This is a genomic window from Arthrobacter sp. zg-Y40 (genome assembly GCF_020731535.1).
Classification (GTDB): Bacteria; Actinomycetota; Actinomycetes; order Actinomycetales; family Micrococcaceae; genus Arthrobacter_B.
Window position 1 is genome coordinate 20,750 of record NZ_JAJFZS010000015.1, and the last position, 21,306, is coordinate 42,055.

At 66.7% G+C, this 21,306-nt stretch carries 23 protein-coding genes; 6 read left to right on the forward strand and 17 right to left on the reverse strand.

Going from position 1 to position 21,306, the window contains the following annotated elements:
• Positions 1-3: 3 nt before the first annotated feature.
• Both LJ754_RS15375 and LJ754_RS15380 read left to right on the forward strand, forming a co-directional pair.
• On the forward strand, positions 4-489 hold the full coding sequence (locus LJ754_RS15375) for a hypothetical protein (RefSeq protein WP_227927262.1): 486 nt from the start codon (positions 4-6) through the stop codon (positions 487-489).
• 32 nt (positions 490-521) lie between these two features.
• Positions 522-1,595 carry an Rv2578c family radical SAM protein gene (locus LJ754_RS15380; protein WP_227914039.1) on the forward strand — a complete coding sequence of 358 codons (1,074 nt, stop codon included), beginning with the start codon at positions 522-524 and terminating at the stop codon, positions 1,593-1,595.
• A 4-nt stretch (positions 1,596-1,599) separates the two neighbouring features.
• On the opposite strand, the gene LJ754_RS15385 is transcribed toward LJ754_RS15380, so the two are convergent.
• The gene (locus LJ754_RS15385; RefSeq protein ID WP_331460680.1) at positions 1,600-2,031 is read right to left on the reverse strand and encodes a (deoxy)nucleoside triphosphate pyrophosphohydrolase; all 432 of its coding nucleotides are present in this window, start codon (positions 2,029-2,031) and stop codon (positions 1,600-1,602) included.
• Between the two features lie 302 nt (positions 2,032-2,333).
• Between LJ754_RS15385 and LJ754_RS15390 the strand changes: the two genes are divergently transcribed.
• On the forward strand, positions 2,334-3,557 hold the full coding sequence (locus LJ754_RS15390) for an MFS transporter (protein ID WP_227914069.1): 1,224 nt from the start codon (positions 2,334-2,336) through the stop codon (positions 3,555-3,557).
• Here the strand turns inward: LJ754_RS15390 and LJ754_RS15395 are convergent.
• Together LJ754_RS15395 and LJ754_RS15400 are read right to left on the reverse strand one after the other, a co-directional pair.
• Positions 3,496-4,437 (reverse strand): cation diffusion facilitator family transporter, encoded by a 942-nt coding sequence (locus tag LJ754_RS15395; RefSeq protein ID WP_227927263.1) that lies wholly within the window; start codon positions 4,435-4,437, stop codon positions 3,496-3,498. The two genes, LJ754_RS15390 and LJ754_RS15395, sit on opposite strands and share 62 nt — an antisense overlap.
• 103 nt (positions 4,438-4,540) lie before the next feature.
• Positions 4,541-5,221, reverse strand: a complete 681-nt coding sequence (locus LJ754_RS15400; protein WP_227927264.1) for a TetR/AcrR family transcriptional regulator — start codon at positions 5,219-5,221, stop codon at positions 4,541-4,543.
• A gap of 129 nt (positions 5,222-5,350) precedes the next feature.
• Between LJ754_RS15400 and LJ754_RS15405 the strand changes: the two genes are divergently transcribed.
• Positions 5,351-6,277, forward strand: a complete 927-nt coding sequence (locus LJ754_RS15405) for an NAD-dependent epimerase/dehydratase family protein (protein ID WP_227927265.1) — start codon at positions 5,351-5,353, stop codon at positions 6,275-6,277.
• 53 nt (positions 6,278-6,330) lie between these two features.
• Here the strand turns inward: LJ754_RS15405 and LJ754_RS15410 are convergent, their stop codons facing one another.
• The 4 genes from LJ754_RS15410 to infC form a co-directional block, all read right to left on the reverse strand.
• The gene (locus LJ754_RS15410) at positions 6,331-7,239 is read right to left on the reverse strand and encodes a TrmH family RNA methyltransferase (protein ID WP_227927266.1); all 909 of its coding nucleotides are present in this window, start codon (positions 7,237-7,239) and stop codon (positions 6,331-6,333) included.
• Between the two features lie 22 nt (positions 7,240-7,261).
• Positions 7,262-7,912 carry a 50S ribosomal protein L20, sunset domain variant gene (rplT, locus tag LJ754_RS15415; RefSeq protein WP_227927267.1) on the reverse strand — a complete coding sequence of 217 codons (651 nt, stop codon included), beginning with the start codon at positions 7,910-7,912 and terminating at the stop codon, positions 7,262-7,264.
• Positions 7,913-8,033: 121 nt separating this feature from the next.
• Positions 8,034-8,228 carry a 50S ribosomal protein L35 gene (gene rpmI, locus LJ754_RS15420; protein WP_146363238.1) on the reverse strand — a complete coding sequence of 65 codons (195 nt, stop codon included), beginning with the start codon at positions 8,226-8,228 and terminating at the stop codon, positions 8,034-8,036.
• A 108-nt stretch (positions 8,229-8,336) separates the two neighbouring features.
• Positions 8,337-9,338, reverse strand: coding sequence for a translation initiation factor IF-3 (infC, locus tag LJ754_RS15425; RefSeq protein ID WP_229960529.1), 1,002 nt, complete (start codon positions 9,336-9,338; stop codon positions 8,337-8,339).
• A 387-nt stretch (positions 9,339-9,725) separates the two neighbouring features.
• Between infC and LJ754_RS15430 the strand changes: the two genes are divergently transcribed.
• The gene (locus tag LJ754_RS15430; protein ID WP_227914033.1) at positions 9,726-10,154 is read left to right on the forward strand and encodes a DUF1844 domain-containing protein; all 429 of its coding nucleotides are present in this window, start codon (positions 9,726-9,728) and stop codon (positions 10,152-10,154) included.
• A 70-nt stretch (positions 10,155-10,224) separates the two neighbouring features.
• On the opposite strand, the gene LJ754_RS15435 is transcribed toward LJ754_RS15430, so the two are convergent.
• From LJ754_RS15435 to LJ754_RS15470, 8 genes are all read right to left on the reverse strand, one after another.
• A complete protein-coding gene (locus LJ754_RS15435; protein WP_227927268.1) occupies positions 10,225-11,535 on the reverse strand; it encodes an MFS transporter in 1,311 nt (436 codons plus the stop codon).
• Positions 11,536-11,569: 34 nt separating this feature from the next.
• Positions 11,570-12,418 (reverse strand): SseB family protein, encoded by an 849-nt coding sequence (locus LJ754_RS15440; RefSeq protein ID WP_227927269.1) that lies wholly within the window; start codon positions 12,416-12,418, stop codon positions 11,570-11,572.
• Between the two features lie 2 nt (positions 12,419-12,420).
• Positions 12,421-13,170 (reverse strand): bifunctional 1-(5-phosphoribosyl)-5-((5-phosphoribosylamino)methylideneamino)imidazole-4-carboxamide isomerase/phosphoribosylanthranilate isomerase PriA, encoded by a 750-nt coding sequence (gene priA / locus LJ754_RS15445; RefSeq protein WP_227914030.1) that lies wholly within the window; start codon positions 13,168-13,170, stop codon positions 12,421-12,423.
• Between the two features lie 23 nt (positions 13,171-13,193).
• Positions 13,194-13,352 carry a hypothetical protein gene (locus tag LJ754_RS15450; protein WP_227914029.1) on the reverse strand — a complete coding sequence of 53 codons (159 nt, stop codon included), beginning with the start codon at positions 13,350-13,352 and terminating at the stop codon, positions 13,194-13,196.
• A 5-nt stretch (positions 13,353-13,357) separates the two neighbouring features.
• Entirely contained in the window at positions 13,358-13,996 is a 639-nt protein-coding gene (hisH, locus tag LJ754_RS15455) for an imidazole glycerol phosphate synthase subunit HisH (RefSeq protein ID WP_227914028.1), read from the reverse strand.
• Positions 13,993-14,610 (reverse strand): imidazoleglycerol-phosphate dehydratase HisB, encoded by a 618-nt coding sequence (hisB, locus tag LJ754_RS15460; RefSeq protein ID WP_227914027.1) that lies wholly within the window; start codon positions 14,608-14,610, stop codon positions 13,993-13,995. Before hisB ends, hisH begins: the two co-directional genes overlap by 4 nt.
• Positions 14,611-14,743: 133 nt before the next feature.
• Positions 14,744-15,844 (reverse strand): histidinol-phosphate transaminase, encoded by a 1,101-nt coding sequence (locus LJ754_RS15465; protein ID WP_227927270.1) that lies wholly within the window; start codon positions 15,842-15,844, stop codon positions 14,744-14,746.
• 64 nt (positions 15,845-15,908) lie between these two features.
• Entirely contained in the window at positions 15,909-16,295 is a 387-nt protein-coding gene (locus LJ754_RS15470) for a LysM peptidoglycan-binding domain-containing protein (RefSeq protein ID WP_227914025.1), read from the reverse strand.
• A gap of 418 nt (positions 16,296-16,713) precedes the next feature.
• Between LJ754_RS15470 and lexA the strand changes: the two genes are divergently transcribed.
• The gene (gene lexA, locus LJ754_RS15475) at positions 16,714-17,505 is read left to right on the forward strand and encodes a transcriptional repressor LexA (protein WP_442860342.1); all 792 of its coding nucleotides are present in this window, start codon (positions 16,714-16,716) and stop codon (positions 17,503-17,505) included.
• Positions 17,506-17,622: 117 nt separating this feature from the next.
• Here the strand turns inward: lexA and LJ754_RS15480 are convergent, their stop codons facing one another.
• The gene (locus tag LJ754_RS15480) at positions 17,623-19,659 is read right to left on the reverse strand and encodes an ATP-dependent DNA helicase (protein WP_227927271.1); all 2,037 of its coding nucleotides are present in this window, start codon (positions 19,657-19,659) and stop codon (positions 17,623-17,625) included.
• Positions 19,652-21,217: a GTPase HflX gene (gene hflX, locus LJ754_RS15485; protein WP_442860347.1), complete on the reverse strand. Its 1,566-nt coding sequence runs from the start codon at positions 21,215-21,217 to the stop codon at positions 19,652-19,654. Before hflX ends, LJ754_RS15480 begins: the two co-directional genes overlap by 8 nt.
• Positions 21,218-21,306: the final 89 nt, after the last annotated feature.

Here is a 21,306-nt window from a genome sequence, read left to right on the forward strand (position 1 = left end):
CCCGTGTCTGAATCTATGCCGCGTTTTCGACTGCATTCGGCTCGTCCCCGCCGCACCGGACCGCGGAGCAGTGCGCTGCGGGTTCGCCGCTGGGCCAATATCGTGAACCTCTCCACGCCTGCCGGTCTGGCCCTGGCCCGGTTCACCGGCTGCCGGGTACGGCCCGGACCCAATGGAGTACTGCTCGCCGAAGGATATCCGCTTGCCCTTCCCCGGGCCGCCGCCTTCACGGTTGGCAACGTGATCCTCTACCCCGGGTCCACGGCCCGGCGCATCACCGCGGACAACAGCCCCCTGCTCCGCCACGAGATGCGGCACAGCACGCAGTACGCCCTGCTGGGCCCGTTTTTCCTGCCCCTGTATGCCGCCGCGTCGGTCCTGTCGCGCGCGGCAGCCGGCGATCCGGCGTCGGCGAATCCCTTTGAACGGTTGGCAGGCCTTCATGACGGCGGCTACCGCCCGGAAGGTATCCGGGGCCACAAAGGGTAGCCCGGCATTAGAACGTATGTTCTAATGAGGGAATGAGGTGGCAAGGCCAGGAACTGAACGCTCCAACTACAGCACCGGCGGAGGAACCCGCCCCGCAGCTCCTACCGGCGCCTGCCGATGCGCTGATCCCGCTGCAGGGACTCGTCCGCACGGTCCGCACTCCCGACTTCGCCGGCGTGACCTTCCATGAGGTGGCCGCCAAATCGGTGCTGAACAAGGTGGGCGGCGGCTCCAACATGCCGTTTGAGTGGACGGTGAACCCGTACCGGGGCTGCAGCCACGGGTGCGTATATTGTTTCGCCCGCAAGACCCACACGTACCTGGACCTGGACAGCGGTGCCGATTTCGACAGCCAGCTGGTGGTCAAGGTCAATGCGGCAGAGGTTCTGCGCCGGGAACTTGCCCGCCCGTCCTGGCAGCACCACCACGTGGCAATGGGCACCAACACCGACCCCTATCAGCGGGCCGAGGGCCGCTACAAGCTGATGCCCGGAATTATCCGCGCCCTGGCGGACAGCGGCACCCCCTTCTCCATCCTGACCAAGGGGACCCTGCTGGCGCGCGACATCCCGCTGCTCAAGGAAGCCTCTGCGTCCACGGAAATCGGCATGGGCATCTCGCTGGCACTGGTTGACCCCGCGCTGGCCAAGGTGGCCGAACCCGGAACACCCACGCCCCGTGCCCGGTTGGACCTGATTCGGCGCCTCCGCGACGCCGGACTGCCCTGCTCGGTCATGGCCATGCCCATCCTGCCGTGGCTGACGGACGGCGATGAGTCCCTGGACGCACTGTTCTCGGCCCTCGCCGAGGCGGGAGCCACCGGCGTCACCGCCGGAGCCCTGCACCTGCGCCCCGGCGCGCGGGAGTGGTACATGGAGTTCCTGGCACGCCACTACCCGGACCTCACCGCCCGGTACCAACGCCTGTACGGGAAGGGAACCTATGCGTCCCAGGAATACCGGGACTGGCTGGCCGGACGCATCCGCTTCTTTAAGGCCAAGTACGGCTTTACCGGCGGAGCCCGGTTCCTGCGGCCCGCGGCAGCGAAAGCCTCGCCGGCTGCCCCGGCAGGTGTAGCGGCCGCCGACCAGGCCGCCCTGTTCTAGGAACCTAGTCCTGCCGGGCGGCAACTGCATCCAGCAGCGCACCCACGATCGGCAGGTCGGCGGGTATCCACTCCAGTCGGCTCAACGCGCCGCGCTCCAGCTCCACCCACCGCAGCTCATCGTGGTCCTCCAACGGCTCCGGGGACCCGTGCGTAACTTCGGCCAGCCACACCCGCATGGCAGCGTTCCGGTTGAGCTGCCAGCCCTGGACCAGCGGCCCCTCGACTTCCGCACCCAGCCGAACCCGGATACCCAGCTCCTCCGCCAGCTCGCGGTGCAGGGCTTCAGTGCATCCTTCACCGGGTTCGACCTTGCCGCCGGGGAATTCCCACAGTCCGGCAAGGGCGACAGGAGCGCTGCGGCGTGCTGCCAGCAGCAGGGAGGGCGATTCGAGGCGGTCCACCACGGCCGCCCCCACCACCTGCTTGAGGCCCACCGGGTGTTGATCCGGGTGTTCCTGTACTGCGGGGATAACCGTCTGCTGGTCCTGCGCTGGTTTGTTGGCCACGGGAAAAGTCTATGTGCACTCCGGGTCGTTTCCTCCGGGCCCCGCGCGGTTCGGCCCTGCACTAGGCTGGAGGGGACAATGCCGTCCCGGCCTTCGGCCCGTGCGGATCATTTCCCCGGGCCGGCTGCTCCGCAACGCCGCATCCGCAGCTGTACCACGTCGCTGCAGCTGCACTCCACAGCCGCACCCCACTTGAAAGCGAAGCCTTGACCCGCAGCACCTCCGCGCCCATGCCACTGTCCAACCAGCGTTTCTCCGGTTCCCGCCGCACCACTGTTGCCAAGGCCATTACTGCCCTGGCCGTGGGCGGGTTTGCCATCGGCACCACGGAATTCAGCATCATGGGCCTGCTCCAGGAAATGGTCGACGACCTCGGTATTTCCGTACCCTCCGGTGGCCACGTGATTTCCGCCTACGCGCTTGGCGTCGTTGTCGGAGCCCCCGTGCTCGCCGCCCTGGGCGCGCGCATGCCCCGGAAGCTGCTGGTGATGGGGCTGATGGCGTTCTTCGCCCTGAGCAACCTCTCGTCCTTCCTCGCCCCGGACTATTCCTGGCTGCTGTTCACGCGCTTCCTTTCCGGGCTGCCGCACGGCGCCTTCTTTGGTGTGGCCGCGGTCATTGCCGCCTCCTTGGTGGCACCTACCCGCAGGGCGTGGGCCATCTCCATGGTGATGCTGGGGCTGAGCATCGCCAATGTGGTGGGTGTTCCTTTTGCCACCTGGCTGGGCCAGCAGGCCGGTTGGCGCTGGATGTTCGTCCTCGTGGGGGCGCTTGCACTGCTGACAGTGGCACTCGTGGCACGGTTTGTTCCCTACCAGCCCGCCCTGGCGGAAGCCAGCATCAAATCGGAGCTGAGCGCGCTGGGACGGGTTCAGGTCTGGCTGGCACTGCTGGTGGGAACAGTAGGGTTCGGCGGGTTCTTCGCCGTTTACACCTACATTGCACCCACTATGACCGAAGTAGCAGGCATATCGGAGAACGTCCTGCCCGTCGTCGTCGGCCTCTACGGTGTGGGACAGGTGATCGGCAACGTTGCCGGCGGACGGATTGCGGACATCAACGTCATGGGCAGCATTTACGCGGTCCTGGGCGGGACGGTAGTGGTCCTGCTCGCCTACGCGTGGGCGGTGCAGTACGCCGCGACCGCCATGGTGCTGGTGTTCCTGGTCGGCCTGATCGGTTCCATGCTCACCCCGCCGCTGCAGACCCGGCTGCTGGACGTGTCGCCCGGCGCGCAGTCGCTGGCTTCGTCGCTGAACCATGCCGCGTTGAACCTTGCCAACGCGCTGGGCGCCCTGCTGGGCGGCGTCGTCATTGCCTGGGGCTGGGGGTACCGCTCCCCCGCTGTGGTGGGAGCGGTACTCGCCCTGCTTGGTTTGGCAGTTGCCCTGATCAGCGGGGTGCTGGATCGCCGGCCTTCTTCGCCGAAAACACATCCGGCTCCAGGTAAATAGAGCGCGCGATCGGGACCGCTGCACGGATCCGTTCCTCCGCAGCGTTGATGCCGTCGGCAATCTCCTGTCCGGTCTCGCACTTGGGGATGGCGATCTTCGCCGCTACCAGCAGCTCCTCCGGACCCAGGTGCATGGTCTTCAGGTGGATGATGCGGGTGTCGGGGTCGGCCTGGATGGCCTCTTCGATCCGGCGCACATCAGCCTGCGTTGCGGATTCGCCGAGCAGCAGCGACTTGGTCTCCACCGCCAGGACAGCGGCAATGGCCACCAGCAGGATGCCGATCATGGCGGTGCCGAAGGCGTCCCAAACGCCGTTTCCGGTCACGAGGGTCATGCTGACGCCGAACAGGGCGAAGAGCAGGCCGAGCAGGGCCCCGAAATCCTCGAGCAGGACAACGGGCAGTTCAGGGGCCTTGGCGGTCCGAACGAACTGCACCCACCCCTGCTTGCCGCGGGTGTGGTTGGACTCGCGGACTGCGGTACGGAGGGAGGAGCCCTCCGCGATCATGGCGCCCACAAGCACGGCAAGGGGCACCCACCACCACTGGCCCTCGATCGGGTGCGGGTCCTGGTACTTGTGGTAGGCCTCGTACAGGGCGAAGAGTCCGCCGACGCTGAACAGGACAATGGAAACAATGAAAGCGTAAATATAGCGCTCACGGCCATAGCCGAAGGGGTGCTCCGGGCTGGCCTGGCGCCTGGACCGTTTGCCGCCCAAAAGCAGCAGCACCTGGTTGCCTGAGTCGGCAACGGAGTGGATGGCCTCAGCGAGCATCGAGGAGGAGCGCGTTAAGGCGAAAGCAATGAACTTCAAGGCCGCGATGGCCAGATTGGCGCTCAGTGCCGCGACAACCGCCTTATTACCGCCGCTGGCAGACATGTAAAACCCGTTTCTCTTTGGTGTAGTGGACCGGCTCGCCGAAAGCGGCCGTTACCAATACGCTACATCCGCCGCAGGGGCCGTACGTGCCGCAGGCCGGCAGTCAGCCGTTCATCCGGCGGTAGGCCGCCCGCAGGGTGTCATCAAAAAAGGACCTTTGTGCCGCGACCACATTGCGGAAGTGGCCAAACAGCTCAAAGTTGACCAGCCCGAAGAGCTGGCTCCAGACGGCTACTCCGGCAGGCAGCTGCCGGGGGTCGGCCCCGATGCCCTCGGCCAGGGCAACGAGTCCCGGATCCAGCAGGTCGAGCCCGTTGGCTCCGGCTTGGCCGCTTGCCGGCGGCAGCAGCCGCAGGAGCGCCGCCGGCACCCGGGCGGCCTGTTCCACCGTGGATTCGGGCGCGTGGTAATCCGGAACCGGTGAGCCGTAGATCAGCGCATATCGGTGGGGTTGGGCCAGGGCCCAGTCCCGCACTGCGTGGCAGACGGCCATAAACCCCTTCTCGCCTGGCGCCGCATTCGCTGCAGCGCGTTCGGCGGCGTCGCCCAGGTCCGAATAGGCGCGAAGGATAAGCGCGGTGAGCAGTTCGTCTGCGCTGGCGAAGTAACGGTAGATGGCAGACGAAGCCATCCCCTGGCCGCGGGCGATGGCCCGGAGGGAAAGATTTGCCGGACCGCCCTCGGCCAGCTGTTGTTCAGCGGCGTCGAGGATACGGGCGGTGTGCAGCCGCCGGGCCATTGCCCGGGGCCCCTCCCCCGGTTGGGGCGAAGTGGAACTCGTCATCCACTCATCCTGCCTTAAGTAATCAGTGCACACAATTGTGAGCGGTGCTCTTGTTTTTCACTGCATGGCGGTCTAGCGTCGAGCCGGTAAGCAAAACGCACTGACCAACAGACTGGAAAAGGACGAAACATGGCGGTATCACTCATCATTGGCGCAGGCGCCGTCGGCCGGGCCCTGGCCGCCCATCTCACCGAACGGGACCAGCGCGTCCTTTTGGGTACCCGTTCCGGAACCGAGGTGCCAGGCACCGAGGCCGTGCGCCTGCAGGCGTCGGACGCCGAAGCCCTCACGCGGGCAGCGCGCGGCGTAGAAGCGCTGTACGTTTGCAGCAATCCGCCTTACCCAGCCTGGGAGCGCGAGTGGCCACCCATCACTGCGGCCGTCATTTCCGCGGCGGAGGCCACCGGCGCCCGGGTCGTCCTGATGGGCAACCTCTACGCTTACGGCCGCGCGCACATGCCCATGCGGGAAGACAGTCTGCTGAATCCGGCCGACCGGAAGGGTGAAGTGCGCCGGCGCATGTGGGAGGAACTGCTGGCGGCGCATACGGCAGGACGCATCCAGGCAACGGAGGTGCGGGCCAGCGACTACTTCGGGCCGGGCGCCGGTGCCAACGCCCATCTGGGTCCGCGTTTCCTCAAGCCGCTGGCGGCTTCGAAAACTGCCTGGGTAGTGGGGAATCCGTCGCTGGCGCATAGCTGGGCTTATCTGCCGGACATCGCGGCAACACTGGCCGCTGCGTCAGCTGACGGCGCGTCCGGGACCGCCTGGCATGTTCCGCATTCCTCGCACCTGGACCGGCTCACCATTGCGCGCCGGGTCAACGAACTGCTGGGTTCCGCGGGCAGGGTACGCTCCTATCCCGCCGCGCTGTTCCGAATCGGTGGGAAGTTCCTGCCCGAAGTACGGGAGATCGGCGCTTCGTCCTATCAGTTCACGTCGTCGTTCACTGCAGATTCCGCCCGGACCGAAACAGCCCTGGGCGTTCGGGCTACGCCCTTTGACGTTGCGTTGGAGTCGACGCTGCGCAATTCGGCGGGGTTGAAGATCCGCTAACTGCGGGGTGTGCGCTGCGGCAGCGACGGCGGCAGCGACGGCGGCAGCCGGTCCTACCGGTTCTGGGCGCGGGCGGAGGCGTACAGGCAAACAGTCGCCGCTGTGCCCACGTTCAGGCTCTCGGCGCTGCCGTACAGAGGGACCGCCACACGGTGGTCGGCGGCGGCAAGTTCGGCGTCGGAAAGCCCCTGGGCCTCGTTGCCGAACAGCCAGGCGGTAGGAGCCTCCAGCTGCGGCAGGCCGGCGTCGTCGTTGTGGCGGTCAGCGGCAGGAGCAAGCCTGCGCACCGCACTGAGGTCCTGCAGGCGGTCGAGGTTCACGCTGCCGTAGCCGTCGGCCGCGAGGACCGTCACTCCGGCTGTGCCCAGGGCCTCGATGACGGCGCCGAAGTCGGCTCCGGTGACCACCGGCAGGTGGAACAAGGACCCTGCCGTGGAGCGCACGGCTTTGGGGTTGTAGATGTCCACGCTGGAAGCGGTCAGCACCACCGCGTCGGCGCCGGCGGAATCAGCGGCGCGCAGCACGGTCCCGGCGTTGCCGGGGTCCCGGACCTCGCACAGGACGGCCACCAGTTTTGCTCCGCCGGCCAGGACATCCTGGAGGCGCGCTGTGGACATGTTGCAGACGGCGACGACGCCCTGCGGGGACACGGTGTCTGCCATAGCGGCCAGGACTTCGTCCGTGGCCAGGCGCAACGTCAGGCCGCGGGCCAGATCAGCTAGCTCGGGCAGCCGGTCCAGGCACGCCTGGGTGGCATAAACCTCGTGCACGACGGCGGAGCCGCCGTTGGCCGCGGCCGCTCGGTGTGCGCTCAGCGCCTCCCGGACGGCCTGCGGCCCCTCGGCCAGGAAACGGCCGGATTTTAAGCGCGAAGAGCGCCCGGCAAGTCTCGCAACATCACGGACCCGATCAGCTCGGGGGTTGGACATCAGCGGTGCCTGCGGGCGCCCTTCAAGGTTCATCGTCTTTTAGAGACCGATTCCCTTAGCCCTGGAACTTCTGGCGGGATTCTCCGCCAGCGGGTTCCAGACCGGCAGCCTTGGCTGCCTCAACGGAATCGAACCAGTACTCAGCAACAGTCTGCTCGTACCAGGTGGAACCGGGGACGTGGTACTTGCCCGAGCCCAGGTTGCCCTTGATAACGAAACCTTCGGGGGCGTCGCCCTCGGAAGCCTTGAAGCCACCCTTGGCGGTGGCAACGGCAGCAGCCGGCTTGGTATCAGCAACGGGAGCAGCCTTGGCGACCGGAGCAGCCTGGACAGCCGGAGCGGAGGTGTCGGACGGCAGGGCATCCTTGGCGATCTGGACCAGTGCGGCGAACGCAGCGGCGTCGTTGACGGCCAGTTCGGCCAGCATGCGGCGGTCAACCTGGATCTCGGCCAGCTTGAGGCCCTGGATCAGGCGGTTGTAGGTCAGGCCGTTGGCGCGGGAAGCAGCGTTGATGCGCTGGATCCAGAGGCGGCGGAAATCGCCCTTGCGCTTGCGGCGGTCACCGTAGCTGTACACAAACGAGTGCAGCAGCTGCTCTTTGGCCTTACGGACCAGGCGCGAACGCTGTCCGCGGTAACCCTTGGCGCGCTCGAGAATAACCCGACGCTTCTTGTGGGCGTTAAGCGCCCGCTTCACACGTGCCACGTGCGTACTCCTTTTGGTAAATCTCCCCGACTTGGTAAGTCACTGCGCCTGGAAGGCCCAGGAGCGGGGAAAGCTTTGATGGGTGAGACCGGCCCGGACGGGACGGCCATCAGGGAATTAGTTAGATGCCCAGCATCTTCTTGATGACCTTGGCGTCTGCCGGTGCCACGAGCTTGTCGTTGGCCAGGCGGCGCGTCAGCGTGGAGGGCTTGTGCTCCAGGTAGTGGCGGCGGTTAGCCTGCTGGCGCTTGAGCTTGCCGGTACCGGTCAGCTTGAAGCGCTTCTTGGCGCCACTGTGGGTCTTCATCTTCGGCATGTCTACCGATCTCCTTTAGGTTTCCGCGGGCAGGCCCGCGGGGCTTCAGGCACCCGTTGGGTGCCAGGGCATTGTTACTGGACGCCGGGGCGTCGCAGTGCAGTGGAACTACTCTGCGGTTCCGGGCTTGGGCTGGCCGGACGTTCCCCGAGGGGTGGACGGCTTGCCGGCAGGCTTCGGTGCCGCGGCCGGCTTGGGCCGGGCAGCGGGCTTGGGTGCAGCAGTCGGCTTCGGAACCGCGGCCGGCTTGGGTGCAGACACCGGCTTCGGTGCTGCGGCCGGTGCGGCTGCCTCGGCAGGCTTGGCAGGCTGAGCCGGTGCGGCAGGCGCAGCGGCCGGCTTGCTGGCTGCAGCCACACGGCGTGCCTCGGTTGCGGCCTTTTCAGCAGCCGCAGCCTTGGCCCGCTTTGCGGCCTGTTCCTTCTCTGCCTGTTCCTGCTCTGCACGGGCCTTATCGGCTTCGGCAGCGGAGGAACCCAAACGCAGGCCGTCGGGCAGCAGATCCGCCAGGCTCTGCGTCATGGGAGCCTTGTCCGCCGAGGTATCCACCCGAGCAGGTGCCTCGCCGTTCTTGATCGCCTCGTTAGCAGCCTTGGCATCTGCCCGCTGCGTTGCGCGACGGGCTTCGGCCTTGGCCTCAGCCTTGTTCTTCAGCGGACCGATGACCATCACCATGTTGCGGCCGTCGATGCGCGGCGTGGACTCAACCACACCCACCTCGGCTACATCCTCAGCGAACTTGTTCAGCAGCCGCATACCCATTTCAGGACGCTGCTGCTCACGGCCGCGGAACTGGATCATGGCCTTGACCTTGTCCCCGGCGGCGAGGAAGCGCATGGCGTGCCCGCGCTTGGTCTCGTAGTCGTGGGTGTCGATCTTCAGGCGGAAGCGGATTTCCTTCAGAACGGTGTTCGTCTGGTTCTTCCGTGCTTCACGTGCCTTGACGGCGGCTTCGTACTTGTACTTGCCGAAGTCCATTAGTTTGCACACCGGCGGCTTCGCCTGCGGTGCTACCTCAACAAGATCCAGGTCCGACTCAGCAGCCAGTCGAAGCGCGTCCTCAATACGGACAACTCCTACCTGCTCACCTGCCGGACCTACCAGCCGCACCTCAGGGACGCGGATTCGATCATTGATTCTTGGCTCGCTAATGTTGCAGCTCCTGTGTTCTTCAAAACGGCTACCGCCTGCAAATGAAGAAGGCCTCCAATTGCAAGCGCAATCGAAGGCCCGTGAGGGGTCGGCATCAACTGCCCGTAAGGCAGTTAGCTCCCGGCAGTGCTGGCAGGCGCGGAATATCCGTGCTGCTGGCCCGCCGGGGCCGACCTGAACCCGGCAACTCTGCCGCCACAATGGCAGTCAGGCTGACGCGGGTGGGAGGGGTCTCCGCTTGCATACCGGTGACGTCGCTTTCAGGAGGAAAGTGTGATTTTCATCCTGCCCGCAAGGGGCATTGAAAGTAACGACAACCAGTCGGTCTGTGACAAGCTTACCAGTATGAGTACCCCACAGAGCAATCCGGCAGGCGAGGCAACCCGCCACTCCTTCCCGGGAACACCCGCAGAGACCGAATCCGCCGCTGCAGCGCAGCAGGAAGTCGCCGAGCAGATGCGCGACATTGCCGAGGTGCCGGCCATCGAGGTCATCACCACCGCTGCCGTCCACCTGATGAGCGCCGCCGCCGTTAAGTGCGGCCTGGCTGAAGGCGACGACGCCGAAGAGCTGAAGGACCTGGACGAAGCACGCAAGCTGATCACCGCCCTGGCCGGCTTCGTTACCGCCGCAGCCCCCGAGATCGGCAGCCAGCACGCCGGGCCGTTGCGCGACGGCCTGCGTTCGCTGCAGCTGGCTTTCCGGGAAGCATCCGTCATTCAGGACGCCCCCGGCAAGGGTCCGGGCGAGAAGTTCACCGGCCCCGTCAGCTAGAGGCCCGGCTACCGCTACAGACCCGGAGCGCCTGCCCCTGCGGCAGGCGCTCCGGGTCTTTTTGTCTTCGCTAGAGGGCGGCCGGCCGGCGAACGAGCCGGCGAACCGAGAGCGTCACCAGGACAAGCACCCCGGCCGCGCCGCCCGCCATCAGGAAACCGGCCCACGGACCGATCACGTCGATGGCCAGTCCGGCCACCGGGGCGCCCAGTGCGGTTCCGGCGGTCATCGCCGAACCGTACCAGCCCATGGCTTCCCCTCGACGGTCCTCGGACACCAGGTCCGCGACCCGTTCGGATGCCGAGGACAGCACGGGCGCGCAGAGCAACCCGGCCGGAATGGAGAGCAATGCGAGGCTGAGGGTGCCGGTCGCCAACCCCATCGGCATGGTCAGCACCGCCATGGCCAGCAGGAGCACCATGGGTGAAATCCGCTTGTTCATGGCGCCGTACACGACGCCGCCCACGGCCGAGGCAGCGCACCAGGCCACAAACACAATGCCGACCTCGGACGGGTTGCCGCCGGCTTCCACGAGGGCCACAATCCCGACGTCGGTGCTGGAGAGCAGCAGCCCGGCACCCACGGCGACGGCGAACACCACGGCCACACTGGCGGTTAGCCAGCCGAAGTTGCCGGCCAGTCCCCTGCCCAGCCGGGTAAGGAGGTTCTGCGGACCGCCGGGGAGGCCGGCTCCGGTGAGCTCCATGGGAGCGTCCTGCACATTTGCGGGTGCGACGTTGATGACGGCGGAGGCCGCGGCCTCCTGCTCGTCGACGGCGGTCACGGCGTCCTTCGGTTCGGCAGTCCGCGTTGGCGGGTTGAACCAGATGAGCAGCAGTCCGGACACCGCAGCGGACAGACCTACCGCGGTGAGGCCCACCACGGAGGAGATCTGTGTGGCGATGACGGCTCCGAGGGCAGGACCCACCATAAAGACGAGCTCGGTGGCAATTGAATCCAGGGCGAAGGCTGTGCGCCGCTGCTCGCCGGTGGCCAGCACGCCCAGGGACTGCCGCACCACGCTGAAGACCGGCAGGGTAAAGACGCCGCCGATCAGCGCGAGTACCAGCAGCCACTCGAAACTGGCGTGCGGCGCGATGCTCCAGATGGTTGCCTCGGCGATCACTGACGGGATCAGCGCCCGGCGCAGCCCCACGGTATCCACGCGTCGCCCGCGCCACGGCGCACCCACGGCAATGCCGATGGTCACCACCGCGGCCACCGCGCCGGCTGCCGCGTAGCCCTTGTCCATGGTGTTCACCACATGCAGCGTCAGCAGCACGCCTGCGGCGGAATGCGGGAACCTCGCCACCATTCCCACCAGCAAAAGTCGGCGGATGGGGGCAATCCGCAGCATCTCGCGGTACAGGCCAAAATTCACGGCGGTTCTCTTCTGGCGGGCTACGCCTGACGGGTCAGCGCGTGGTCAACAGATCCAGTGAATCCACACGCTCAACAAACTCGGGGTTAGCAGTCAGGCGCTCCTGCAGGACTGCCATCAGGGCAGAGACGTCCTGCGGACCAAGTCCGGGCGCAAGCTGAACGACCATTGTAAGCTCAGGACCGGCGCCTCCCCCGCCCACCGGCTCACCGGCGGCTGTACGTGACGCGGTGCCCTGGCCCTGCTGGAGGGTAATGCCCAGGATCCGCGGGTCCGCTTCCGCGGCGGCCCGGGCAAAGTCCACCAGTTCCGCGTCGGCGTAGGAGGGCACCCATTCCCGCTGCTGGGCCAGCGCCCACATGGCCGGCCGGCGCACCACAAAAGTGAAATCGGCGCCGGGATCGATGACCAGCAGCTGAGCGTCCTCGGAAACGGCGGACAGTGCGGCGCGTGGCGTGTAAACGGCCACGGGCCGTGCTTCCGGATGCCACTTTTCCAGGGCGTCCACCGAGGTGAACACCGGCAGCGCCTTCCGCCCGTCCGGCGCCGTCAGCGACACGAGCGCCATGTCCGCCTGTTTGTCGGCAGTCAGGCCGTGGTTGGATTCGGCTTCCTCCCCCAACACGGCGACGATGGGCACGAACACACGGGCGGTGGCCAGGGCGGCCACAACCTCCCGTTCGCTGCCGGTCCCGGCAACGAGGCGCGCGACGGCGGCGGCGTAGCCGGCGTCGGCCCGACCGTCGTCGCTGTCAAAGTTATGCAGCGGATTCCCGTCGCCGGTCAGGTCCCGTCCGGACCAGGACCGGCCGGCTGAGTCCGCGGGACCGCCGGCTCCTGCCAGGGCGGCGGCAATGTGGCCCGGGAGTTCGCGCGATGCCATGGTCAGCGGGCCGGGTGTCCGGCGACGTCGAAGGCCTGGGGCAGCGTGAAGGCGCCGGCATAGAGGGCCTTGCCCACAATGGTTCCTTCCAGCCCCAGCGGAACCAGCTCGCGCAGGGCGGCGAGGTCGTCCAGGCTGGAAATTCCGCCGGAAGCCACCACCGGACGGTCGGTGCGTTTGAGCACTTCCCGCAGCAGGTCCACGTTCGGTCCGCGCAGGGTGCCGTCCTTGGTGACATCGGTGACTACGTAGCGGGGGCAACCGGCCTCTTCGAGCCGGGCGAGCACCTCCCACAGGTCGCCGCCCTCCTTGGTCCAGCCGCGGGCCGCCAGGGTGGTTCCGCGCACGTCCAGGCCCACGGCGATTGCCTGCCCGTAGCGGGCAATCGCGCTGGCGGTCCATTCCGGGTTCTCCAGTGCCGCAGTGCCCAGGTTCACGCGTTCTGCGCCGAGCTCCAACGCCTTGTCCAGCGACTCGTCGTCACGGATGCCGCCGGAAAGCTCCACTTTGATATCGAGGGACTTCACCACGCGGCTGAGCAGGTCAAGGTTCGAGCCGCGGCCAAACGCGGCATCCAGGTCCACCAGGTGGACCCACTCGGCGCCGTCGTTCTGCCAGGCCAGGGCCGCCTCCAGCGGATCGCCGTAGCTGGTCTCGCTGCCGGCTTCACCCTGGACCAGGCGCACGGCCTGTCCGTCGGCCACATCCACGGCGGGCAGCAGTTCTAGGACGGGGGTTTCGCTGAAGGGCATCTCTTGTGCTTTCGGTGGTGGGGTCAGGAAAGGTCGAGGGTCAGCAGGTAGGCGCCCAGCAGGGCCATTCCGGCCAGGACCCAGAAGCTGATGACAATGATTTTGGACATGCCCTGGCTGCGGAAAGACACCGCGCCGCCAATGAGGAGACCGGCCAGGCCCATCAGAAGAATGCTCCACATAGCGCTCAGCCCAGCGTCTTAAGCCAGTTGTTCAGCAGTGCTGCGCCGGCGTCGCCGGACTTCTCCGGGTGGAACTGGGTAGCCGACAACGCACCGTTCTCCACCGCGGCAATAAACGGGCCGCCGTGGTCCGCCCAGGTGACCTGGGGCGGTCGCATGGCCGGCTGGGTGACGTCGAAGTCCCACTTCTGCACGCCGTAGCTGTGCACGAAGTAGAACCGCTCGTCCTCGATACCGTCGAAGAGGGCCGAACCGGCCGGGGGCTTTACGGTGTTCCAGCCCATGTGCGGCACGACGTCGGCCGCGAGCCGTTCAACCACGCCGGGCCACTCGCCCATCCCCTTGGTCCGGACCCCGTGCTCCACGCCCTCATCAAAGAGCACCTGCAGGCCTACACAGATACCCAGCACCGGGCGGCCGCCGGCCACGCGGCGGCCGATCATGCGGAGGGCATCCACGTCCTTGAGGCCCTGCATCACGGCGGCGAACGCGCCGACGCCGGGGACCACGAGCCCGTCGGCGTTCAGGACGTCATCCGGCTTGGCGCTAAGCGTGACGTTGGCGCCGGCGTGCTCAAGGGCGCGCACGGCGGAGCGGATGTTGCCGGAACCGTAGTCCAGGACGGTGACGTTGCGGGGACTCACAGTGCTCCCTTCGTGGAGGGGATGCCCTCAACGCGCGGATCGGATTCAACCGCCGCGCGCAGGGCGCGGGCGAAGGCCTTGAACTGGGCCTCGACAATGTGGTGCGGATCCCGTCCGGACAGCACCCGCATGTGCAGGCAGATCTGCGCGTGGAGCGTGATCGCTTCGAAGACATGCCGCGTCAGGGATCCGGTGAAATGCCCGCCGATCAGGTGGTATTCCTGCCCCGCGGGCTCCCCGGAGTGCACCAGGTAGGGGCGGCCGGAGATATCGACGACCGCCTGCGCCAGTGCTTCATCCAGCGGAACAGTGGCTTCGCCGAAACGGCGGATGCCGGCCTTGGTGCCGAGCGCGGTCTTCAGCGCCTCGCCGATGCTGATGGCGATGTCCTCCACCGTGTGGTGGACATCGATGTGGGTGTCCCCCGTGGCTCGCACGGTGAGATCCATCAGTGAGTGCTTGGCCAGCGCGGTCAGCATGTGGTCGTAGAACGGCACCGAGGTGCTGATATCCGCGCGGCCCGTGCCGTCCAGATCAAGTTCGACGACGACGGACGATTCGCTGGTGGTCCGCTCAAGGCGGGCGGTGCGTCCGGTGGCGGTCTCCACAGTCATGAGGTTCCTTCGCGAAGGTTGGAGCCGAAGCAATAGGCAAAGCCCCGGCAGGTGATCAGTTTAGTCCCGAAGCGGGCAACACCCGGAACTGGAACCGGGGGCCGGGAGGTGGATGCAGGGCCGGACGGGCGGCTCAGGCGGCGAGCAGTTCCTGCAGCCGGGTCAGGAACGCCGTGGTTTCCGCTTCAGTACCGGCGGTAACCCGCAAGTGCCCCTCAATGCCGATGTCACGGACCAGGACACCGGCTTCCAGCAGCCCTTCCCAGACGGCCCGCGGATTCTCCATCCCGCCGAACAGGACAAAGTTGGCATCCGACGGCGCCGGGGCCAGTCCCATAATGGTGAGTTCCCGGACGATCCTGTCGCGCTGGGCCTTGATGTCCTCAACGTTGGACAGGAGGGCATCGGCGTGCGTCAGGGCTGCGTTGGCCGTGGCCTGGGTAATGGCGGAGAGGTGGTACGGCAGCCGGACCAGGCGCAGGGCGTCGGCGATCTGCGGCGCCGCGGCCAGGTAGCCGATCCGGGCCCCGGCCAGGGCGAAAGCCTTGGACATGGTCCGGGAGACGATCAGCCGCTCGCGTCCGGGCAGCAGCTGCAGGGCGCTGGGGGTTTCCGTGTGGGAGAACTCCGCGTAGGCCTCGTCCACCACGACAACTGCGTTGGAGGCGGCGCCGGCATCGTAGGCCGCCTCGATGGCGTCCAGTCCCAGGGCGGTGCCGGTGGGGTTGTTCGGGGTGCAGAGAATGATGATGGTAGGTGCCTGTGCCCGGACCTGCTCCGCCACGGACTGCGGGTCCAGGGTGAAGTCGGCTTCCCTTGTGCCGGTGACATAGGCGGTTCCCGTGCCGCTGGCGAGCAGCGGGTACATGGAGTAGGTGGGCGGGAAGCTCATGGCCTTCCGGCCGGGGCCCCCGAAGGCCTGCATGATGTGCTGCAGGACTTCGTTGGAGCCGTTGCCAGCCCAGATGTTTTCGGCGGTGAGACCGTGGCCGAGATAGTTCGCCAGGTTTTCCCGCAGCTGGGTGAACTCGCGGTCCGGGTACCGGTTCAGTCCGGCAACTGCCGCCTGGACCTCGGTAACGATCGCTTCCCTTACATGCCGGGGCAGCCCGTGGGTGTTTTCATTGACGTTCAGCAGGATCGGCACATCCAGCTGCGGAGCTCCGTACGGGCTCAGGCCGCGGAGGTCTTCCCGCAGGGGAAGTCGGTTCAGGTTTTCCAGCTGTTCACTCACCCGTACAGCTTAAGGCGCTGCGGCACCCGGCGCGGAATCCGGTGTCCCGGCATGAAGTTCCGGGCTAGGAGGCGACGGGGATGTAGAGCTGCCGGCCGGCCGGGACCGTGGCGTTTTCCAGGTTGTTCAGTTCCACGATGTCCGCAACGACGTCCCGGGGATCCCGCTCCGGTGCGTATTCGGTGGCGAGGGACCACAGTGAGTCGCCGGTGGAAACGGATACCTGCAGGGTGCGTGTAGTTTCCGGTGAGTTCCCGGTGGCCATGGCAGGGGCGGTGAAGAAACCCGCAAAGACCAGAAGTGCAGCGGTGGAGAACATCAGGGGTGCGCCCACCAGGACGAGCCGTCCGCGGCGGGTGAGGCGCAGCGGTGCCTGGCTGCGCGCGGCAGCGGAGGCGCCGGCCGGGGCACTGGGACGCACCGAAGCGTTGGGAAGTACGTGTACTGACATGTCAATACCTTTCCGGTCCGATGAGCAGCTCCCGCGCCGTCCGGACAATCCCCGGCAGGACCGGGTATTGCGCGGGGCTTAGAAACTGCATTCGAACATCTGGTGGATCCTGCGAGGTGTCACAGGACCATACTCGAACATACGTTCTAAGTTGTACTCGAACATTTCTAGCACTTATCTACGAACATTGTCGAGACTCGCTCGAATATATGTTTGAAAAACTTGCCGCGCTCCCTTAACGTTGAACCTGTCGGGAAAGCGGTGATACCAACTAATCACCCGGCACTGACAAAACTGAGAAAACCGGGAAACCGGGAAAAGCGACAAAACGGTACGGCCAGCACCGCAGGCACGGCCGGCACATAAAGAAGAAGCCATCGGGTCCGCATCCGCGGGCCTACCGTGAAGGGAAGCCGACGTGGCCCGTGTTACCAATGGCAGCACCCCCGCCCCTGCCGCGCCCGCTCCGGCAGTGCGCACCAAGGGCCTCACCGCCCGGCAGACTAAGATCCTCGAGACCATCCAGCGCTCGGTCAGTACCAACGGCTACCCGCCCTCTATGCGGGAAATCGGAGACATCGTCGGTCTGGCCAGCCTCTCGAGCGTTACCCACCAGCTGAGCCAGCTGGAAAAGCTGGGGTACATCCGCCGGGATCCCAAACGGCCCCGGGCCATGGAAATCCTGGTCCCCCTGCTGCTTCGCGACGCGCCTTCAACCCGCCGCAGCGCATCCGGTTCGCCGGACGGTTCAGCGGCGGAAACCGGCTCAGGGTCCACTGCGGGGGCAGCATCCGGCGCCGGCAGCTCACATGTCTCCGACCTCACCACCGCGATCGACACGGCCATGGTTCCGCTCGTGGGACGCATTGCGGCCGGCGGGCCCATCCTGGCGGATCAGCAGGTGGAGGAAGTCATTCCCCTGCCGCGCCAGCTTGTTGGCCACGGCGACCTGTTTATGCTCCGCGTGTCCGGCGACTCGATGGTGGACGCTGCCATTTGCGACGGAGACTGGGTGGTGGTGCGGCGCCAGCCCACGGCAGAGAACGGCGATATTGTTGCCGCCCTGCTGGAGGACGAAGCGACGGTCAAGACCTTCCGCCAGCGCAACGGCCACACCTGGCTGCTGCCGCAGAACACCCGCTATGAGCCCATCCTCGGCGACGAAGCCACCATCATGGGCAAGGTCGTATCGGTCATGCGTTCTCTCTAGGGCTGCACGCAGCAAAACAGCACCAATAAACAGCACCACTAAATACAGCGCCGCCGGCTCCCTGCCGACGGCGCTGCTGCGTTCCTGCCTCGCGCTTCCCCCTGGACGGGGCCCGGCCTAGGTCCGGGTGCCTGCGGGCTGAGCTGAAAGGCGTTCAAGGGCCTGCAGCACCACGCCGCGGTCCGTGGTGGACCAGAACGGGGGCAGGGCAGCCCTCAGGAAGCTGCCGTACCGGGCGGTGGCGAGCCGGGAGTCCAGGACGGCCACCACCCCCTTATCGCCGGAGGCCCGGATCAGCCGGCCAGCGCCCTGCGCCAGCCGGACGGCGGCGTGGGTTGCCGAAACACTCATAAAGCCGTTGCCGCCTGCCTTGGCCACCGCACGGGTGCGGGCCGTCATCAGCGGATCATCGGGACGCGGGAACGGAATCCGGTCCATGATGACCAGCCGGCACGAGGCACCAGGGACATCCACGCCTTGCCACAGGGACATGGTTCCGAAGAGGCAGGTCGCGTCGTCATCGGCGAACTGCTGTACCAATGCGGACATGGTGGACTCGCCCTGGCACAGGATCGGGAAGTCCACCCGTGTGCGCAGGGCATCAGCCGCTTCCTCGGCTGCACGCCGGGAAGAGAACAGACCCAGTGCGCCGCCGCCGGAGGCCTTGATCAGCGCCTCAATCTCGTCCAGTTGCTCCGGGGATGTCCCCCGCCCCGGTTTAGGCAGGTCCTTGGCTACGTAGAGGACACCCTGCCGGGGGTAGTCAAAGGGACTGCCGACGTCGGTGCCGTTCCATTTCGGGGCACCGCTGCCCAGGAGTCCCAGGGCGCCGGCCACCGGACCGAATTCTGCTCCGATGGCCAGGGTGGCGGAGGTCAGGACCACGGTGTGACCGTCGAAGAGCCCTTCGCGCAGCCGGCCGGCAACCGACAGTGGGGCCACGTTGATGGTGGGCGGTGAGTCTTCTTCGGGCGCCGTGTATCCGGCGCCGGGAGAGAACGTGCTGGGGCGCGATGCCCAGACCACTTCACCGGAGTTGCCGGCATCAAGAATGCGGTCGCACATTTCCTGCACGGCCATGAGCCGGGAACGGGCCATCTGGCGCCCGCCGTCCACGTTCTCGCCGTCGGGCTTGGAATCTGACAGCGCTGTGCGGGCCGAGTCGCGTACGTGCCCCAGGACCATCTCCTGGTCCTCGGACAGTCCCGCGGCCAGCAGACCGGACGGGACCGGTGCGAAGACCTGGTCGAGCGCGCGGCCGGCAGCGGCCAGCGGCTCCAGGGCGGCGGAAGTGTGTTTGCGGGCTGCGGACACGGCTGCGGAGATAACGGTCCCGGACAGCTGTCCGGTGACGGCGCCGGTGACGCGGTCCTGCAGCTCGTGGGCCTCGTCAATGACCACCACGTCGTAATCGGGCAGCACGGCCAGACCCTCAAAGGCGGCGATGGCCAGCATGGCGTGGTTGGTGATGACAAGGTCCGCCACGGCCGCTTTGGCCCGGGCCTGCTCGCTGAAGCACAGTTCCGCCACGGGACACTTCTGCGCCCCGAGGCACTCCATGGAGGTCACGGAGACTTGGCGCCAGGCCCGGTCGCTGACACCTGGCAGCAGTTCGTCGCGGTCCCCGGTTTCTGTTTCCTGTGCCCACTCCTGCAGGCGGACGACGTCGCGCCCCAGTGCCGAGGTGGGTCCCCCGGCGGGCGCTGGGTGGGACACCGCCTGCTCGTGCATAAACAGCGTTCCCGCCTCGTCTTCCTCGGGGAACCCGCCGCCGGTCTTGTGGACGCAGACGTAGTTACTGCGGCCCTTGAGCAGGGCGACATCCACTTCCCGGGGCAGCTTGGGTGCCAGGGTCTTCAGCAGGCGCGGCAGGTCCCGGCCCACAATCTGGGACTGCAGGGCCAGGGTGGCGGTGGAGACCAGAGCAGGCTTGTCGCTGTCGAGGGCATGGGCAATCAGCGGAACCAGATACGCCAATGACTTGCCGGTGCCGGTGCCGGCCTGGACCAGCAGGTGCTCGCCGGACTCGATTGCCTCCGCCACCTGCCGGGCCATCTCGTGCTGGCCCGGCCGGTTCTGTCCGCCCATGGATTCGACCGCCGTGTCCAGCAGCTCCAGCACCTGCTCCGGCCCCTGCTGCGTCTTCCTACCCATGGGTTACGAACGGCTCCAGCTCTGCAGCGAGTCCTTCACGGACCTTCACGTGGAGCCGGGTACCGGTCTCCACATGGTCCGTCGACAGGATCTCTGCGTCCTGCTGGTGGAGCCGGGACACAATCTCGCCGCGCTCGTACGGCACCAGCAGTTCCAGCTCCACTCCCGGGCGCGGAATGCCTTCGGAGATCGCCTGGAGCAGTTCCGGGATGCCTTCTCCGGTGCGGGCCGAAACGACCACATGCCGGCTCTCGCGCTGGCGCAGCCGTTCCAGGACAAACGGGTCCGCGGCGTCGGCCTTGTTCAGCACAATGATCTCGGGCACCTTCCGGGCGTCCACCTCGGCAAGGACGGTGCGGACGGCCGCAATCTGGCCTTCCGGGTCCGGGTGCGAGGCATCAACTACGTGCAGGATCAGGTCTGCGTCCGCTACTTCTTCCAGTGTGGAGCGGAAGGCCTCCACCAGCTGCGTGGGCAGGGAGCGGACAAAGCCGACCGTGTCCGCCAGTGTGTAACCGATCCCGTCTTCGGTCTGTGCCTTGCGGATGGTGGGATCCAGGGTGGCGAACAGGGCGTTCTCCACCAGCACGCCGGCGTCGGTGAGCCGGTTCAGCAGTGAGGATTTGCCGGCATTGGTGTAGCCGGCAATGGCTACCGAGGGCACGGCGTTCCGCTGCCGGTTGGCACGCTTGGTCTCCCGCGCCGGCTTCATGCCCGCAATTTCGCGGCGCAGCTTGGCCATGCGGGTGCGGATCTTCCGGCGGTCCAGCTCGATCTTGGTTTCACCGGGACCGCGCGAGCCCATGCCGGCGCTGGCGCTGCCCACCTGGCCACCGGCCTGGCGGGACATGGATTCACCCCAGCCGCGCAGGCGCGGGAGGAGGTATTCCAGCTGGGCGAGCTCAACCTGGGCCTTGCCTTCACGGGACTTGGCGTGCTGGGCAAAGATGTCCAGGATCAGGGCCGTACGGTCAATGACCTTGACCTTGACAATGTCTTCAAGTCCGCGGCGCTGGGACGGTGCGAGCTCGCTGTCCACGATCACCGTGTCAGCGCCGGTCGCTGTGACAATGTCCTTCAGTTCCTGGGCCTTGCCCGAGCCGAGGAAGGTGCCGGGATCCGGCTTGAGGCGGCGCTGGATGATTCCGTCCAGGACTTCCGATCCGGCGGTCTCCGCCAGGGCGGCCAGTTCCTTCAGGGAGTTTTCGGCATCTTCCGCGGTGCCTTCGCTCCACAGTCCCGCGAGGACAACCCGTTCCAGGCGCAGCTGGCGGTACTCAACCTCGGTGACGTCTTCGAGTTCGGTGGACAGGCCGGCGACGCGGCGCAGCGCGCGCCGCTCCTCGAGGTCCTGCTGCTCGCCGTCGTGGACGGAATGCTCAGTGTTGTCGGACAGCGCCTGGGCGCGTCCGCTATTACCTCCGGTGCGGGTCAGCGGCTTGGTCTCCACCGTTTTGGCTTCAACTGCGCTGTCCTTCGCAAGGATCCGGTCGATGACCCCTTGGATGTCCGAAGCGCTGAGCTCCGAAGCGGAGCCGGCACCGTTGACGGAACCCATGGAACGGGAGTTGTTGATGGTCATAATCTCCTTATGAGAACGTACTTAACATGGTAGGCCAGTGAACTGACATTCTCCGGCGAGACCGA

Coding starts and splice junctions, on each gene's coding strand:
- hisB (WP_227914027.1), bottom strand. CDS start 14,610: ATGACTGTGGAGACCGCCACCGGACGCACCGCCCGCCTTGAGCGGACC.
- LJ754_RS15390 (WP_227914069.1), top strand. CDS start 2,334: ATGCCACTGTCCAACCAGCGTTTCTCCGGTTCCCGCCGCACCACTGTT.
- priA (WP_227914030.1), bottom strand. CDS start 13,170: ATGCCCTTCAGCGAAACCCCCGTCCTAGAACTGCTGCCCGCCGTGGAT.
- LJ754_RS15470 (WP_227914025.1), bottom strand. CDS start 16,295: ATGTCAGTACACGTACTTCCCAACGCTTCGGTGCGTCCCAGTGCCCCG.
- LJ754_RS15450 (WP_227914029.1), bottom strand. CDS start 13,352: ATGTGGAGCATTCTTCTGATGGGCCTGGCCGGTCTCCTCATTGGCGGC.
- rpmI (WP_146363238.1), bottom strand. CDS start 8,228: ATGCCGAAGATGAAGACCCACAGTGGCGCCAAGAAGCGCTTCAAGCTG.
- LJ754_RS15405 (WP_227927265.1), top strand. CDS start 5,351: ATGGCGGTATCACTCATCATTGGCGCAGGCGCCGTCGGCCGGGCCCTG.
- hflX (WP_442860347.1), bottom strand. CDS start 21,217: ATGGGTTCCGTCAACGGTGCCGGCTCCGCTTCGGAGCTCAGCGCTTCG.
- LJ754_RS15440 (WP_227927269.1), bottom strand. CDS start 12,418: ATGGCATCGCGCGAACTCCCGGGCCACATTGCCGCCGCCCTGGCAGGA.
- LJ754_RS15380 (WP_227914039.1), top strand. CDS start 522: ATGAGGTGGCAAGGCCAGGAACTGAACGCTCCAACTACAGCACCGGCG.
- LJ754_RS15430 (WP_227914033.1), top strand. CDS start 9,726: ATGAGTACCCCACAGAGCAATCCGGCAGGCGAGGCAACCCGCCACTCC.
- LJ754_RS15395 (WP_227927263.1), bottom strand. CDS start 4,437: ATGTCTGCCAGCGGCGGTAATAAGGCGGTTGTCGCGGCACTGAGCGCC.
- LJ754_RS15480 (WP_227927271.1), bottom strand. CDS start 19,659: ATGGGTAGGAAGACGCAGCAGGGGCCGGAGCAGGTGCTGGAGCTGCTG.
- LJ754_RS15400 (WP_227927264.1), bottom strand. CDS start 5,221: ATGACGAGTTCCACTTCGCCCCAACCGGGGGAGGGGCCCCGGGCAATG.
- LJ754_RS15410 (WP_227927266.1), bottom strand. CDS start 7,239: ATGAACCTTGAAGGGCGCCCGCAGGCACCGCTGATGTCCAACCCCCGA.